This is a genomic window from Nocardia neocaledoniensis (genome assembly GCF_029868625.1).
Taxonomy (GTDB): domain Bacteria; phylum Actinomycetota; class Actinomycetes; order Mycobacteriales; family Mycobacteriaceae; genus Nocardia; species Nocardia neocaledoniensis_A.
Map to the genome: position 1 here is coordinate 1 of NZ_JARWOJ010000295.1, position 13,637 is coordinate 13,637.

The following is a 13,637-nucleotide window of genomic DNA, read 5'->3' on the forward strand; positions in this document are numbered from 1 at the left end:
CGCCGGGGCCGTCGCGTCCGCGAGCGTCGGGGGCCGGGGGGGCCCCCCCCGGGGGGGCGGGGGGGGGGGGGGGGCCCCCCGCGTGGTGAACACCCGCGCCCCCCCCCGCCCCCCCCGGGCCCCCCCGGGGGGGGCCCCCCCGCCCCCCCCGCGCGGGTACGCGACGGCCCGGGCGGCCGCGGCCGCCTTCCTCGTCGTCACCGCCGCGGTCGTCGCGCGGACCGCGATTACCGGCGTTGCCGTTCTGGTTCTGGTTCTGGTTGCGCTCGCCGCGCTCGCCACGCTCGCCGCGATCGCCACGCTCACGACGGCGCTCGCCCTGCTCGCCACCGTCGGCCTTGTCGGCCTGCTTGGTCTCCTCGGCGCGGTTCTCGGTCTGCGTGTTCTCGCCACCACCGGAACGGGCCTGGTCACGACCGCGACGCTGCCGACCACGACCACGCTGACCGCCCTCGCGACCGGAATCCTCGGTCGACTCGGCGGCGGGCTTGGACTCGGCCTGCTCGGCCGGAGCCTGCTCGGTCTTGGTCTCGGCGGCAGGCTTCTCGGCGGGCGCGTCGACCTTGGCGGCCCTGGCGGGCCGTTCGGCCTTCGCGGGCGCGTCGGCCTTCGCGGTGGCCTGGGCCTTGGCGGGCGCCTCGCTCTTGGCGGGCGCGTCGGCCTTGGCGGCGGGCGCGTCGGCCGTCACGGCGGCGGCCTCGGCGGGCTTGCCCGCCTTCGCAGGCGCTCCGGCCTGGTTCTCCTTGATGGCGGCGATGAGATCGCCCTTGCGCATTCCGGAGGTGCCTCGGATACCGAGCTCCCCCGCCAGTGCGCGCAACTGCGGCAACAGCATTCCAGTCAGCCCCGATCGTGCGACGTCGGTATGTTCGCTCATTTTCGAAATCTGTCCGGATTCACTTTCGCGGCCGCCCGAGTTCGTAGGGTTGGATTCCACCCCGGGTGTCGCGAGCAGGTCCGTATCTGTCACGGAAATCCTTTCCTTCCCTCGAATGCCGTGTGCTGAATCGAGGGTTCGTTCCGTAGACCCGGCACCGTGTGCCGAGCTCGGATTACGCGTCCGACCGGACGCCTGTGCCGTACTACCCGCCCCGCCGGACCGGAGGCTTCGCCACCAGAAGACAGTGGTGAGGAGAGATCATTCCAGTTGAGCGGCTTCTCGGCGTCGCAGCACCCCCATGGTGTGGAGGCTCGAGCCTGGAGCCTGCTGGAGCGATTGCCCTGATGAAGCACCGGCGTCTGATGCGCACGATGTACGGACAAGCCCAGAATAGCTGCCCATTGCGAACAACGGCAAGGCAGGCACGCCGTCAGTCGACGACGACGCCGTCCGCGATGCCGGGTTCGACCACCCGCAGCCCGTCATTTTCCGCCTGTTTACGCAGGTCATCAGGGAAATCAGCGGTCGCGAGCGCCAGAATCGTCGGCCCGGCGCCGGACACCGTCGCGGCGATTCCCGCGGCGCGCAAACGCTCGATCCAGGCCGTGGTGAGCGGTAGCGCGGGCGCACGCTGGGTCTGATGCAGCCGATCCTCGGTGGCGGGCAGGAGCAGATCGGGACGCTCGGTGAGCGCGACGACGGCCAGCGCCGCCCGGCTGACGTTGAACGCGGCGTCACCGTGCGGTACCTGCTCGGGCAGCAGGCCGCGGGTGTGCGCGGTGGACGAGCGCTCCTGCGGGATCAGCACCACCGGGCGCAGCGCCGCCGCGGGTCGCAGGCGCACGGCGCGGTAGGTCCGCTCCGGCTCGGCATCGGTTTCGGTCCACGACACCACGATTCCGCCGAGCACGCTGGCCGCGGCGTTGTCGGGGTGACCCTCGAACTCCGAGGCGAGCTGCACCAGGCGCTCGTCGTCGAGGCGCAACTCGGGGTCGAACTTCGCGGCAAGCCCGGCGCCCGCGGCCAGACCGCCGACCACCGCGGACGCGCTGGAGCCGAGGCCGCGCGAGTGCGGAATCACGTTGCGGCACACCACATCGAGGCCGTCGGCCCAGACGCCGAGCGATTCGAGTCCGCGCTCGATCGCCCGCACCACCAGATGTGTTGGGCCCCATGGCACGTCGTCGGCGCCCTCACCCTCGACCCGGATGTCGAGACCCGAATCGGTCGTGCGCACCACGATCTCGTCGTAGAGGCCCAATGCCATTCCCAGGCAGTCGAATCCGGGTCCGAGGTTGGCCGTGGACGCGGGCACGCGCACGGTGACTTCGAGGCCGGCGGGCAGGGTGGCTGTCATCAGCCTGCTCTCGCGCGCGCTCAACTCAGGCCAGCTCGAGTGCGTGGGCGATGGCCACCGGGTCGACGGCGATCGGCTTGACCTCGGGCATCCCGGCCAGCGCGTTGTCGGGGTCCTTGAGGCCGTTGCCGGTCACGGTGCAGACCACGGTCAGGCCCGAATCCAGCCAGCCCTCCTTGCGGGCGGCCAGCAGACCGGCCACGCTCGCGGCCGACGCGGGCTCGACGAACACGCCCTCGGTCGCGGCGACCAGGCGGTACGCGGCCAGGATCTCCTCGTCGGTGGCCGCGCGGAAGGCGCCACCGGACTGCTCCTTGGCCTCCATCGCACCGTTCCAGGACGCGGGGGCGCCGATCCGGATGGCGGTGGCGACGGTCTCCGGGTCCTTCACCGGGGCGCCGTTCACCAGCGGCGCGGCACCCGCGGCCTGCACGCCGAGCATGCGCGGCAGCGAGGTGGTGACGCCGTCGGCGTGGTACTCGCGGTAGCCACGCCAGTAGGCGGTGATGTTGCCCGCGTTGCCCACCGGCAGCGCGTGCACGTCGGGCGCCTTGCCGAGCACATCGCAGATCTCGAACGAGGCGGTCTTCTGGCCCTCGATGCGGGCCGGGTTCACCGAGTTCACCAGACCGACCTCGGGGAAGTCCGAGGTCACCTTGCGGGCCAGCTCGAGACAGTCGTCGAAGTTGCCCTCGACCTGGATGATCTTGGCGCCGAGCATGACGGCCTGGGCCAGCTTGCCCATCGCGATCTTGCCCTGCGGGATCAGCACGGCGCATTCCATGCCGGCGCGGGTGGCGTAGGCGGCGGCCGAGGCCGAGGTGTTGCCGGTCGAGGCGCACAGCACGGCCTTCTGGCCGCGGTACTTGGCGTCGGTCATCGCCATGGTCATGCCGCGGTCCTTGAAGGAGCCGGTCGGGTTGGCGCCCTCCACCTTGAGGTACACCTCACACCCGGTCAGCTCGGACAGGTGCGTCGCCGGGACCAGCGGGGTACCGCCCTCGAACAGGGTGACCGGCTCCCAATCGGCCGCACCGGCCAGCCGATCACGGTACGCCGCGATCAGACCCGGCCAGCGCGAGTGCACGCCGAGCTGGGGGGCGATGCCAGTGGTGCTCATTCTTCGGTGCCTTCCAGTCTGAGAACGCTGGTCACAGCGGTGACCGAATCCATTTCCGCCAATGCCGCGACAGTATCGGCCAGCGAGGACTCCACCGCATGGTGGGTGACGACGACGAGCCTGGCGCCGTCGCCGTGGCCCTGCTGCCGCACGGTCGAGATGCTCACGCCACGCTGGGAGAACTCCCCGGCCACCGCGGCGAGCACGCCGGGGCGGTCCTCCACCTGCAGGTTCACGTGGTAGCGGGTGGGGGTGTCGCCGATCGGCGCGATCGGCAGCTCAGCATAGACCGATTCGCCGGGAGCGCGACCACCGTAGAACTTGTTCCGCGCGGCCATCACCAGGTCGCCCAGCACCGCCGACGCGGTGGGCGCGCCACCGGCGCCCTGGCCGTAGAACATCAGCCGGCCCGCGTTGTCCGCCTCGACGACCACGGCGTTGAACGCGCCGTTGACGGCGGCCAGCGGGTGCTTGCGCGGGATGAGCGCCGGGTACACCCGCACCGAGACGCGGTCCTTGCCGCCCTCCTCGGCGGTCGGCTCGCCCGGACCGGCGGACACGCGCTCGCAGATGGCGAGCAGCTTCACCGTGCAGTCGACAGCCGAGGCGGTCTCCAGGTCCTCGGCGGTGATCTTGGAGATGCCCTCGCGGTACACATCGGCCGCGGTGACGCGGGTGTGGAAGGCCAGCGAGGCCAGGATCGCGGCCTTGGCGGCGGCGTCGTAGCCCTCGACGTCGGCGGTGGGGTCGGCCTCGGCGTAGCCGAGCGCGGTGGCCTCGGCGAGCACGTCGTCGTACGCGGCGCCGGTCTCGTCCATCGCGGAGAGGATGAAGTTGGTGGTGCCGTTGACGATGCCGACCACGCGATTCACCCGGTCACCCGAGAGCGACTGGATCAGCGGGCGCACGACCGGGATGGCGCCGGCGACCGCGGCCTCGAAGTACAGGTCGGCGCGGCTGCGCTCGGCGGCCGCGGCCAGCTCGCCGGTGTAGTCGGCCAGCAGGGCCTTGTTGGCGGTGACGACGGACTTGCCCGCCGACAGCGCGGCGCCGATCAGCCCACGAGCCGGGTCGATCCCACCCATGACCTCGACGACCAGGTCGACGTCGTCGCGAGCGACGAGCGCCTCGGCGTCGGTGGTGAGCAGTTCGGCGGGCAGGCCGCGGTCCTTGCCCAGGTCGCGCACGGCGACGCCGCGCAGCACCAGCGGCGCGCCGATCCGCGAGCGCAGGTCGTCGCTGTGGTCGCGCAGCACACGGACCACCTCGGTACCGACCGTGCCCATGCCGAGCACGGCCACACCCAGCGGACGCCCCGCTTCCCCGTTGTTGGTCATTCCTCTACCTCCAGGCTCAGCAGGTCCGCCACCGTTTCCCGGCGCAGAATCAGTCGCGACGCACCGTCGCGCACCGCGACCACGGCGGGCCGGGTGAGCTGGTTGTAGCGGCTCGACATCGAGTAGCAGTACGCGCCCGTCGCGGCGACGGCGACCAGGTCACCGGGGCCCGCGTCGGCGGGCATCCAGGTATCACGGATGACGATATCGCCACTCTCGCAATGCTTTCCGACCACCCGCGCGACGACGGCGTGCGCGTCGGAGGAGCGCGAGACCAGACGGCAATCGTAATCGGCCTGGTACAGCGCGGGGCGGATGTTGTCGCTCATGCCGCCGTCGACGCTGACGTAGCGGCGGCGCGCGCCACCGTCGAGCTCGACGTCCTTGATGGTGCCGACCTCGTACAGGGTGACGGTGCCCGGCCCCGCGATGGCACGGCCCGGCTCCACGGCAATGGTCGGCTCGGGCAGCCCGGCGCGGGCGGCCTCGGCGGCGACCAGGCCGCGCAGGTTGGCGGCGAACTCGTCCAGCGGCGGCGGGTTGTCGCTGGGCAGGTAGGAGATGCCGAGGCCACCACCCAGATCCAGGGTGGAGATCTGCGCGGTGCGCTCGATGCCGAACTTGTCGATGGCCTCGCGGAGCAGGCCGAGCATGCGGCGCGCGGCGATCTCGAAGCCGTCGAGCTCGAAGATCTGCGAACCGATGTGGCTGTGCAGGCCGACCAGGCGCAGGTTGTCGGTCTCGAAGACCCGGGCCAGCGCCTCCATGGCGTCGCCACCGGCGATCGAGAAGCCGAACTTCTGGTCCTCGTGCGCGGTGGAGATGTACTCGTGGGTGTGCGCCTCCACACCGACGGTCACCCGGACCAGGACGTCCTGGACCACGCCCGCCGCGCCGGCGACCGCCTCGAGCCGCTCGATCTCGTAGAGCGAGTCGACGACCACGTGCCCGACGCCCGCGGCGACCGCCGCCTCGAGTTCGGACACCGACTTGTTGTTGCCGTGCAGCGCGATCCGCTCGGCCGGGAACCCGGCGTGCAGCGCGACGGCCAGTTCACCGCCGGAGCACACGTCCAGCGACAGGCCCTCGTCGCGGATCCAGCGGGCGATCTCCCCGCACAGGAACGCCTTGGACGCGTAGTGCACGCGGGCGTTGGGCCCGAAGGCGCGCACCATGTCGCGGCAGCGGGAGCGGAAGTCGTCCTCGTCGATCACGAACAGCGGGGTGCCGTACTCGGCGGCCAGCTCGGTGACGGGCACGCCGGCGACCGTCACGACGCCGTCGTCGCCACGCGCGGCATTGCGCGGCCAGACGTTGGCGGGGAGGTCGATCATCTCCCTGGGGTCGGTGGGGCGCTCGGCCAGACTCGGCGCGTGCGGGATCTCTGCGTGCCGGGGACCGGCCGGGTGTGCACTCATCGGAGAGCGTCCTTCCTGAATAACGAGCCGGTGGTCACATGCGCTCCGGTGCGCTGACGCCGAGCAGGGCCAGACCGTTGGCCAGCACCTGGCGGGTGGCCTTGACCAATTCGAGGCGCGCGGCGTTGAGCGGGGTGACGGCGTCGTCGCCCTTGGGCAGCACGCGCATGTCGTCGTCGGACTGGAAGGGGTGGTACACACCGGCCAGTTCTTCGAGGTAGCGGGCCACGCGATGCGGTTCGCGGGTCTCGGCCGCGGTGGCCACCACGCGCGGGAAATCACCGAGGGTGCGGATCAGATCGCCTTCGCGGTCCGAGCTCAGCAGCGCGAAATCCGGTGCGACGGCGTCGAATTCGAATGCCTTCGCGTTGTCCATGATCCGGCAGGTGCGGGCGTGCGCGTACTGCACGTAGTAGACCGGGTTCTCGTTGCCCGCCTTCGTCCACAGACCGAGGTCGATGTCGATGCTCGAGTTCACCGAGGACCGCACCAGCGAATAGCGCGAGGCGTCGACGCCGATCGCCTCGACCAGGTCGTTGAGGGTCACCACGGTGCCCGCGCGCTTGCTCATCTTCACGGCCTGACCGTCGCGGACCAGGTTCACCATCTGCCCGATCAGCACCTCGACGGTGTCGGGGTCGTCGCCGAAGGCGGCCGCGGCGGCCTTCAGCCTGCCGATGTAGCCGTGATGGTCGGCGCCGAGCATGTAGATGGCCAGGTCGAAGCCGCGGGCGCGCTTGTTCTGGAAGTAGGCGATGTCACCGGCGATGTAGGCGGCGTTGCCGTCGCTCTTGAGGACGACGCGGTCCTTGTCGTCGCCGAACTCGGTGGACGCGATCCACCAGGCGCCGTCCTTCTCGTACAGGTTGCCCGAGTTCTTCAGCTGCTCCACGGCGCGCTCGACAGCGCCGGAGGCGAACAGTTCGCTCTCGTTGAAGTACACGTCGAAATCGGTGCCGAAGTCGTGCAGGTCCTGCTTGATCTGGGCGAACATCTGCTGCACACCCTCGCGCCGGAACAGCTCGTGCCGCTCGCCGGCGGGCAGGCTCAGCGCGTCGGGATGCGCGGCGACGATGGTGGCGGAGATCTCCTGGATGTACTCGCCCGCGTAGCCGTCCTCGGGCGTCGGCTCGCCCAGCGCGGCCGCCACCAGCGATTTCGCGAAGCGGTCGATCTGCGCGCCGTGATCGTTGAAGTAGTACTCGCGGGTCACGTCGCCGCCCTGCGCGGCCAGGATGCGGCCCAGCGCGTCACCGACCGAGGCCCAGCGGGTGCCACCGAGGTGGACCGGGCCGGTCGGGTTGGCGGAGACGAACTCCAGGTTGATCTTCGTGCCGGCCAGCGCCGACCCGGTGCCGAACTTCTCCCCCGCGGCCAGGATCTGCGCGACGATCGCGCCCTGCGCCGACGCGGCGAGGCGGATGTTCAGGAAGCCGGGGCCCGCGACGTCGGCGACCTCGATGCCGTCGGTCGCCGACAGGGCCTCGGCCAGCCAACCGGCCAGCTCGCGCGGATTGGTTCCGACCCGCTTGGCCACCTGCATGGCCACATTCGTGGCATAGTCGCCGTGTTCGGGGTTGCGCGGACGCTCCACCGTGACCTGCTCGGGCAGGACTGAAGAGTCCAGTCCACGTTCGACAAGCACCTTCGCGGCGGTGGTGCGAAGGAGATCTGCAAGGTCAGCTGGAGTCACGAGTCTCTATCCTATTGGCTGGGCGGGTCGCAACCACGACCGCCCGGTACGAACGCCACCGATCCACACGTCGAAAGAGCACAACGAGCGATGCCGAGCAGGACCAGCGCCACATCAGCCAAGGCCGTCCGGGCCGCGGGGAAGTCGTCTCCGTCCCGCAAACCCGGCAAGGGCAAGCTTCCGGGCAAGAAACGGGAGGTGCCATGGGCGCTGCTCGGCGGTGCCGTCGTCATCGTCGCACTGATCGGTCTGCTGGCCTACAGCCTGGTCCCCAAGTACATGGACCAGGCCGCTATCCGCGAGGCGCAGACCGACCTCAAGGAGTGGGTGCCGTCCAAGGAGAACCAGGACCCATCGACCAAGATCGAGGGCGTGGTCAAGCAGGAGTACCCGGCCGGTCTGCACGTCACCGAGGCGCAGCGCGTCGCCTATGACAAGGCGCCCGCGTACGGTGGCCCGCACGACGCCGCCTGGGCCAACTGCACCGGCACGGTCTACACCAAGCCGATCCGCATGGAGAACGCGGTGCATTCGCTCGAGCACGGCGCGGTCTGGATCGCCTACAACCCCGACAAGGTCGACGCCGAGGGTGTGGAGAAGCTGTCGAACTTCGTCAAGGGGCGTCAGTACTCGATGATGTCGCCGTACCCGGGCCTCGAGAGCCCGATCTCGCTGCAGACCTGGGGTCATCAGCTCAAGCTGGACTCCGCCGACGACGCGCGGATCAAGCAGTTCATCTCCGCCCTGCGCGAGAACCCCTACGCCTACCCCGAGGTCGGCGCGAGCTGCTCGAACCCGATCTTCGACGCGAACAACCCGCCGCCGTTCGATCCGTCGCCGTACGGTCCCGAGGCCGTGCCGATGGACGGCAAGGGCCTGACGCCGGACCAGTCCGAGCTGGGCGGTTCCGGCATCCCCGGCATGCCGAACATCCCGATCCCCGGCGGCCTGCCCGCCGGTCAGTGATGAGCGACGACGCCGCCGAGACCGGCGACGCCGCCCGCGGCAAAGGTCCCACCGGCGCGATCCTGGTCCTCGGCGCGATCGGGCTGCTGCTGCTCGGCGCGGTGGCCGGCGTGCTGTTGCGGATGCCGCTCGACGAGCCCAAGGCCTCCACGCCCGGTCCGGTCGACGTGGGGTTCAGCCAGGACATGTCCGCCCACCACGCGCAGGCCGTCGACATGGCGGGCGCGGCGCTGATCGCCTCGACCGACAATGACGTCCGCAGGCTCGCCTACGACATCCTCACCACCCAGCAGAACCAGATCGGCCGGATGCAGGGCTGGTTGCAGCTCTGGGGCGAGCCCAACCAGAACGTCGACGGGTACATGGGCTGGATGACCGAGCACGGCCAGGGCGGCCACGGACACGGCGGCTCGACCAGCACGGCCATGTCCGGCCCGATGACCGAGATGCCCGGCATGGCGAGCCAGGAGGAGATGACCACACTGCGCCGGTCCACCGGCCCCGCCGTGGACACGCTCTTCCTGCAGCTGATGCTGCGCCACCACCAGGGCGGCGTCCCGATGCTCGACTACGCCGCCGAGCACGCCGACACCACCGAGGTCCGCGTCCTGGCGGCCCAGATGTCGAAGACCCAGGCGGGCGAATCGCAGCTGATGGAGAGCATGCTGTCGGCCCGCGGCGCCACCCCGCTCCCCCTCGGCTGACCCACCGGTGGTGGCCCGGCGAACCCCCCGGTCCACCACCGTTTTTGGCCCACCGCACTCGATGCGATACGCTGTCGCTGCCCGATCGCCCCACAGCGACCGGCATCTATCCCGCCCTCGTAGCTCAGGGGATAGAGCGTCTGCCTCCGGAGCAGAAGGCCGCAGGTTCGAATCCTGCCGAGGGCACACCCACGAAAGGCCCGACCACCTGGTCGGGCCTTTCGTATTTCCTGGGCACTCCACGCTGCGAATCCCCCACCACGACCCGACCCGTCGCCGCTGTTGCGGGCCTGGAACAGGCTGGTAGACGGGACCGCCCCCTAATTGCTTCCAATCGGACATTCCCTGTCGCGGATCGGCCGTCGCGCGAATCCGGGCGCTGTCACACTCCGGTTCACCGGCCACGGAAACCGCCGTGGCAGTTCGTGAATCGAGGCGAACCATGTCGAACCCGCAGGAACCTCCGCATCAGCCATATGGGCAGGGGCAGCCACCGCCGTATGGGCAGGCGCCGTATGGGCAGCCTTATCCGCCGCAGCCACCGCGGAAGAAGAGCAAGGTGTGGTTGTGGGTCCTGCTCGGGATCCTCGCCATGATCCTGTTGCTCTGCGCCGGGTGCCTGACCGTGTTCAAGAGCGGGGTCGACAAGGCCGCCGAGGAGAGCACTGCTCGATCGACCGCGGCGCCGGTGGGCTCGGAGGTGCGCGACGGCAAGTTCGCCTTCGTCGTCACCAAGGTCGACCCGCCGGTGGCCAGTGTCGGCGACAACCAATTCCTGCGCAAAGACGCCCAGGGTGAGTTCATCCTCGTCTACGTCGACGTCACCAACACCGCAGCGGAACCGCAGACCTATTTCGGATCGAATCAGAAGCTCATCGACGATCAGGGCAGGGAGTTCGCGAACGACGAGGAGGCGGCGCTCAATCTGAACACCGAGCTGTCCGAGGGCATCAATCCAGGGAACAAGATGTCGGTGGTGATCGCGTTCGACGTGCCGAAGGGCACCGTCCCCGCGGCGATCGAGCTGCACGATTCGATGTTCTCCGGCGGCACCCGGGTGGCGCTTCGCTGAGTGGGTGTGACCTTCGTTGCAGGTGCGGAGAGCGTCCCGGTATCGTCCGGGGCGCTCTCGCATTTCCACGCTTTTCGTAGCGGTTCGACTCACGTACGCATTCAGCGCATTTCAGTCAGGAGCGAGCATGACCAATCCGCCAGGTGAGCAGCCGCCGTCCGGCCAGGAGCCGGCGGGGATGCCGTCGGGGCCACCGGGGTATCCCCACGCGGGGTTCGGGCAGGAACCGCCGCCGCCGAGCTATCCGGACGGGCCGGATGTGCTGCCGCCCGCGCAGCCGCCGAAGAAGAAGCGAACCGGGCTGTTCATCGCGCTCGGTGTGGTGGCGCTGGTGGTGATCGGCGCGGTGATCACCGGAATCCTGCTCACCGTGCAGGGCCGCACGCCGCTGTCCTCGGACGAGAAGCAGATCGAGGTCGCGGTGCGCGACTTCTACGACACCCTCGGTGACGAGGGCTTCGTGGCGGCCGCCGAGCTGGCCTGCGAGGCGGACCGGAAAGAGATCGAGAATCTCACCCCGGAGCAGCGTCAGCAGTTCGAGGCGGCCTCGGTCGAGGTGACCATCGACAAGGTCGAGAACATCGTCGTCACCGGCGACACCGCCAAGGCGACCGTCGTCGGCAAGTTGACCCTGTCGGTGCAGGGCGAGGAACCCAACACCGAGGACAGCACCGAGGAACACCTGAAGAAGGAGAACGGCACCTGGAAGATCTGTTCGGCACCGGCCAACAGACGCTGATGCCGCCCGTCGACGGCCACCTCGCGCGTTGACATGAGCTGTTGCCGCGCAAGATGATCCACCACTCACGCTCGACCGGGCATCGTCACGCAGGACTGCGCTGAACAGCGTCGAGGCGGGACCGCGCACAGCGATCCCGCCTCGACGACACAGAGCGAGCGGCGGGAATTGAACCCGCGTAAACGGCTTTGCAGACCGTTGCCTCAACCACTCAGCCACGCCCGCCTCGACCTAGAGAGTGCCGTGGCCGGGCCGCCGCGACCAGGGTTGCGCTCGAGGTGAGTGCAATTCGGTCCACCTGGCGCTATGCGATGATCAATCCATGACCCGGCCACGCCCGCTTCCCGTCGACCCGATCGCCGAGGCGCATCGGCAGTGGACCGGGCACGGCTGGGGCGAGGTGGCCGACGGCATGGCGGCGGTCACCTCACTGGTGCGCGCCCAGCAGATCGTGATGGCGCGGGTGGACGAAGCGCTCAAACCGACCGGCCTCACCTTCTCCCGCTACGAGCTGCTGCAACTGCTGAGTTTCAGCCGCACCGGCGCCCTGCCGATGGCCAAGGCCAGCGCGCGACTGCAGGTGCATCCCACGAGCGTGACCAACACCGTCGACCGGCTCGAGGCCGCCGGACTGGTGGTCCGCGTGCCGCACCCCAGCGACCGGCGCGCCACGCTGATCGAAATCACCGATGCCGGAAGGGAATTGGTGGCCGAGGCCACCGCGGCGTTGAACGCGCAGGTGTTCGCCGAGCCCGGCCTGCCCCACGACAAGATCCGCGAACTGCTGACCCTGCTCGCCCGCTTCCGCCACGACGCCGGCGACTTCGAGGAGCCCGGAGAGCCGAACCTCGCATTCCACGCGACCTGGCGACCGGAGAGCGAATCACCGGCCGACGCGCTTGGCAGCTAGCCGAATCTGGTCCACCATGTAGCCCATGGTGCTGGTCCTGGGGGTATCGGCGGGTGCGAGCGGTGCTCGCGCCGTGCTGACCCACTCCGATCAGCCGCACCTGCCGCCGGTGGACCGCGTCCGGCTGCCGCGCAGGGCGGGCGGATCGGTCGACGAAGCGGTGCTGGCGGCGATCCGCCGGCTGCGGGTGGCCGCGCTCGCGCGCGACGAGTGCGTGACGGCCACGGCGGTCACCTGTCGCAGCGAAGTGCACGCCGACGCGATCCGCGCCGCGCTCGGCGGGTCCGATGTCGGCATCGTCGACGAACCGCTGGCCCAGCTGCGGTACCTGCGGTTCACCGGCATGCTGCCCGCCACCGGCACGGTGCTCCTCTACGACCTCGGCTGCTCCGGCCTGACGATCACCCATGCCGATTGCCGCACCGACACGATCCTGGCGAGCAGGCGCAGCACCGTGCTCAGCGGCAACGGCTACGACGCGCTGCTGCGCTGGCAGCTCGCCCGCGGGGGCGTCCTGGCCGACGCCCGCACCAGCCGCGCGCACCGCGAGTCGCTGAGCCGAACCCCCGTGGTGACCGCCACCGACACCGACACCGGCGGCCGCGCGGTGGTCACCCGCAGTGATCTGGCCGAGCTGTGCGAGGCGGGGCTGCACCATTCGGCCTCGTTCGTGCGGCAGGTGATCGAGGAGACCGGGGTGCGTCCGGACGCGCTGGTGCCGCTGGGCGGCTGTAGCCGCAACCCGACGCTGCGCGATGACCTGGCCCAGCTGATCGGGCTGCCGATCGTCTACGACCCCGAGCCCGATTACGTCTCGGCGCGCGGCGCGGTCCTGCTGGCCGCGCAACGCCCGCCCGCGCGGCTACGCATGCGCCGCCTGTACGCGGGCGCCACCCTGGCCACCCGCGACAGTCAGCGTCCTGGCAGGCGCAAGCTGCTCGCCGCGGTGGCGGTAACGGCCACGCTGGGCGGCGCTGTCGCCGGCTTGCTCGGCACCGACAGCACGACGGCGCGGCCCCCGGAACGGGGAACCGCGCCGACGACCGCCCAGCTCACGGACGGTTCGCTGCACTACAAGCAGAACTAGCTGTTGGTGAAGTTCGCCGGCCGCTTCTCGATGAAGGCGGCCATCCCCTCCTTCTGATCATCGGTGGCGAACAACGAGTGGAACACCCGACGCTCGAACAACAAACCCTCCGACAGCGTCGTCTCGAACGAACGGTTCACCGCCTCCTTGGCGATCATCGCCACCGGCAACGACATCGACGCGATCGTCCGCGCCGTCTCCAACGCCGTCTCCAGCAACTGATCAGCCGGCACGACCCGCGACACCAACCCCGCCCGCTCGGCCTCCTCCACACCCATGTTCCGGCCGGTCAGGATCAAATCCATCGCCTTGGCCTTACCGATCGCCCGGGTCAACCGCTGCGACCCACCGATC

At 70.0% G+C, this 13,637-nt stretch carries 13 protein-coding genes and 2 tRNA genes; 7 read left to right on the forward strand and 8 right to left on the reverse strand.

Translation table 11 applies throughout. The annotated features are described in order from the left end of the window. From QH270_RS22165 to argS, 6 genes are all read right to left on the reverse strand, one after another. Positions 1-877: Rho termination factor N-terminal domain-containing protein (locus QH270_RS22165; RefSeq protein WP_280345685.1), on the reverse strand; the 877-nt coding region annotated here is incomplete at its 3' end. A gap of 433 nt (positions 878-1,310) precedes the next feature. Further along, positions 1,311-2,237: a homoserine kinase gene (gene thrB, locus QH270_RS22170; protein ID WP_280345687.1), complete on the reverse strand. Its 927-nt coding sequence runs from the start codon at positions 2,235-2,237 to the stop codon at positions 1,311-1,313. Between the two features lie 25 nt (positions 2,238-2,262). Further along, the gene (gene thrC, locus QH270_RS22175) at positions 2,263-3,357 is read right to left on the reverse strand and encodes a threonine synthase (protein WP_280345689.1); all 1,095 of its coding nucleotides are present in this window, start codon (positions 3,355-3,357) and stop codon (positions 2,263-2,265) included. Beyond that, on the reverse strand, positions 3,354-4,694 hold the full coding sequence (locus QH270_RS22180) for a homoserine dehydrogenase (protein WP_280345692.1): 1,341 nt from the start codon (positions 4,692-4,694) through the stop codon (positions 3,354-3,356). Before QH270_RS22180 ends, thrC begins: the two co-directional genes overlap by 4 nt. After that, positions 4,691-6,112, reverse strand: a complete 1,422-nt coding sequence (lysA, locus tag QH270_RS22185; RefSeq protein WP_280345696.1) for a diaminopimelate decarboxylase — start codon at positions 6,110-6,112, stop codon at positions 4,691-4,693. Before lysA ends, QH270_RS22180 begins: the two co-directional genes overlap by 4 nt. Positions 6,113-6,146: 34 nt before the next feature. Then, entirely contained in the window at positions 6,147-7,805 is a 1,659-nt protein-coding gene (gene argS / locus QH270_RS22190; RefSeq protein WP_280345700.1) for an arginine--tRNA ligase, read from the reverse strand. Between the two features lie 90 nt (positions 7,806-7,895). Here argS and QH270_RS22195 point away from each other — a divergent pair, with 90 nt between their 5' ends. The 5 genes from QH270_RS22195 to QH270_RS22215 all read left to right on the forward strand — a co-directional run bounded on the left by QH270_RS22195 (position 7,896) and on the right by QH270_RS22215 (position 11,286). Further along, positions 7,896-8,771, forward strand: a complete 876-nt coding sequence (locus tag QH270_RS22195) for a DUF3105 domain-containing protein (RefSeq protein WP_280345703.1) — start codon at positions 7,896-7,898, stop codon at positions 8,769-8,771. Continuing rightward, complete coding sequence (locus QH270_RS22200; RefSeq protein ID WP_280345704.1) at positions 8,771-9,475, forward strand: DUF305 domain-containing protein; 705 nt, start codon at positions 8,771-8,773, stop codon at positions 9,473-9,475. Before QH270_RS22195 ends, QH270_RS22200 begins: the two co-directional genes overlap by 1 nt. A 113-nt stretch (positions 9,476-9,588) precedes the next feature. Then, positions 9,589-9,661 (forward strand) — tRNA-Arg (locus tag QH270_RS22205). A gap of 373 nt (positions 9,662-10,034) precedes the next feature. Next, entirely contained in the window at positions 10,035-10,547 is a 513-nt protein-coding gene (locus QH270_RS22210) for a DUF4352 domain-containing protein (protein ID WP_280345707.1), read from the forward strand. 127 nt (positions 10,548-10,674) lie between these two features. Then, positions 10,675-11,286 (forward strand): Rv0361 family membrane protein, encoded by a 612-nt coding sequence (locus QH270_RS22215; protein ID WP_280345709.1) that lies wholly within the window; start codon positions 10,675-10,677, stop codon positions 11,284-11,286. A gap of 153 nt (positions 11,287-11,439) precedes the next feature. On the opposite strand, the gene QH270_RS22220 is transcribed toward QH270_RS22215, so the two are convergent. Continuing rightward, positions 11,440-11,511 (reverse strand) — tRNA-Cys (locus tag QH270_RS22220). Positions 11,512-11,608: 97 nt separating this feature from the next. Between QH270_RS22220 and QH270_RS22225 the strand changes: the two genes are divergently transcribed. Together QH270_RS22225 and QH270_RS22230 are read left to right on the forward strand one after the other, a co-directional pair. Next, complete coding sequence (locus tag QH270_RS22225; protein ID WP_280345712.1) at positions 11,609-12,196, forward strand: MarR family winged helix-turn-helix transcriptional regulator; 588 nt, start codon at positions 11,609-11,611, stop codon at positions 12,194-12,196. A 25-nt stretch (positions 12,197-12,221) separates the two neighbouring features. Continuing rightward, positions 12,222-13,283 (forward strand): Hsp70 family protein, encoded by a 1,062-nt coding sequence (locus QH270_RS22230; RefSeq protein WP_280345713.1) that lies wholly within the window; start codon positions 12,222-12,224, stop codon positions 13,281-13,283. Here the strand turns inward: QH270_RS22230 and QH270_RS22235 are convergent. Next, positions 13,280-13,637, reverse strand: a 358-nt coding sequence (locus QH270_RS22235) for an enoyl-CoA hydratase-related protein (protein WP_280345715.1), incomplete at its 5' end; no start/stop codon positions are given. The two genes, QH270_RS22230 and QH270_RS22235, sit on opposite strands and share 4 nt — an antisense overlap.

Excerpts from the sequence above, each read along its gene's own strand:
- thrB (WP_280345687.1), bottom strand. The coding sequence starts at position 2,237 with ATGACAGCCACCCTGCCCGCCGGCCTCGAAGTCACCGTGCGCGTGCCC.
- thrC (WP_280345689.1), bottom strand. The coding sequence starts at position 3,357 with ATGAGCACCACTGGCATCGCCCCCCAGCTCGGCGTGCACTCGCGCTGG.
- QH270_RS22180 (WP_280345692.1), bottom strand. The coding sequence starts at position 4,694 with ATGACCAACAACGGGGAAGCGGGGCGTCCGCTGGGTGTGGCCGTGCTC.
- lysA (WP_280345696.1), bottom strand. The coding sequence starts at position 6,112 with ATGAGTGCACACCCGGCCGGTCCCCGGCACGCAGAGATCCCGCACGCG.
- QH270_RS22195 (WP_280345703.1), top strand. The coding sequence starts at position 7,896 with ATGCCGAGCAGGACCAGCGCCACATCAGCCAAGGCCGTCCGGGCCGCG.
- QH270_RS22200 (WP_280345704.1), top strand. The coding sequence starts at position 8,771 with ATGAGCGACGACGCCGCCGAGACCGGCGACGCCGCCCGCGGCAAAGGT.
- QH270_RS22215 (WP_280345709.1), top strand. The coding sequence starts at position 10,675 with ATGACCAATCCGCCAGGTGAGCAGCCGCCGTCCGGCCAGGAGCCGGCG.
- QH270_RS22225 (WP_280345712.1), top strand. The coding sequence starts at position 11,609 with ATGACCCGGCCACGCCCGCTTCCCGTCGACCCGATCGCCGAGGCGCAT.
- QH270_RS22230 (WP_280345713.1), top strand. The coding sequence starts at position 12,222 with ATGGTGCTGGTCCTGGGGGTATCGGCGGGTGCGAGCGGTGCTCGCGCC.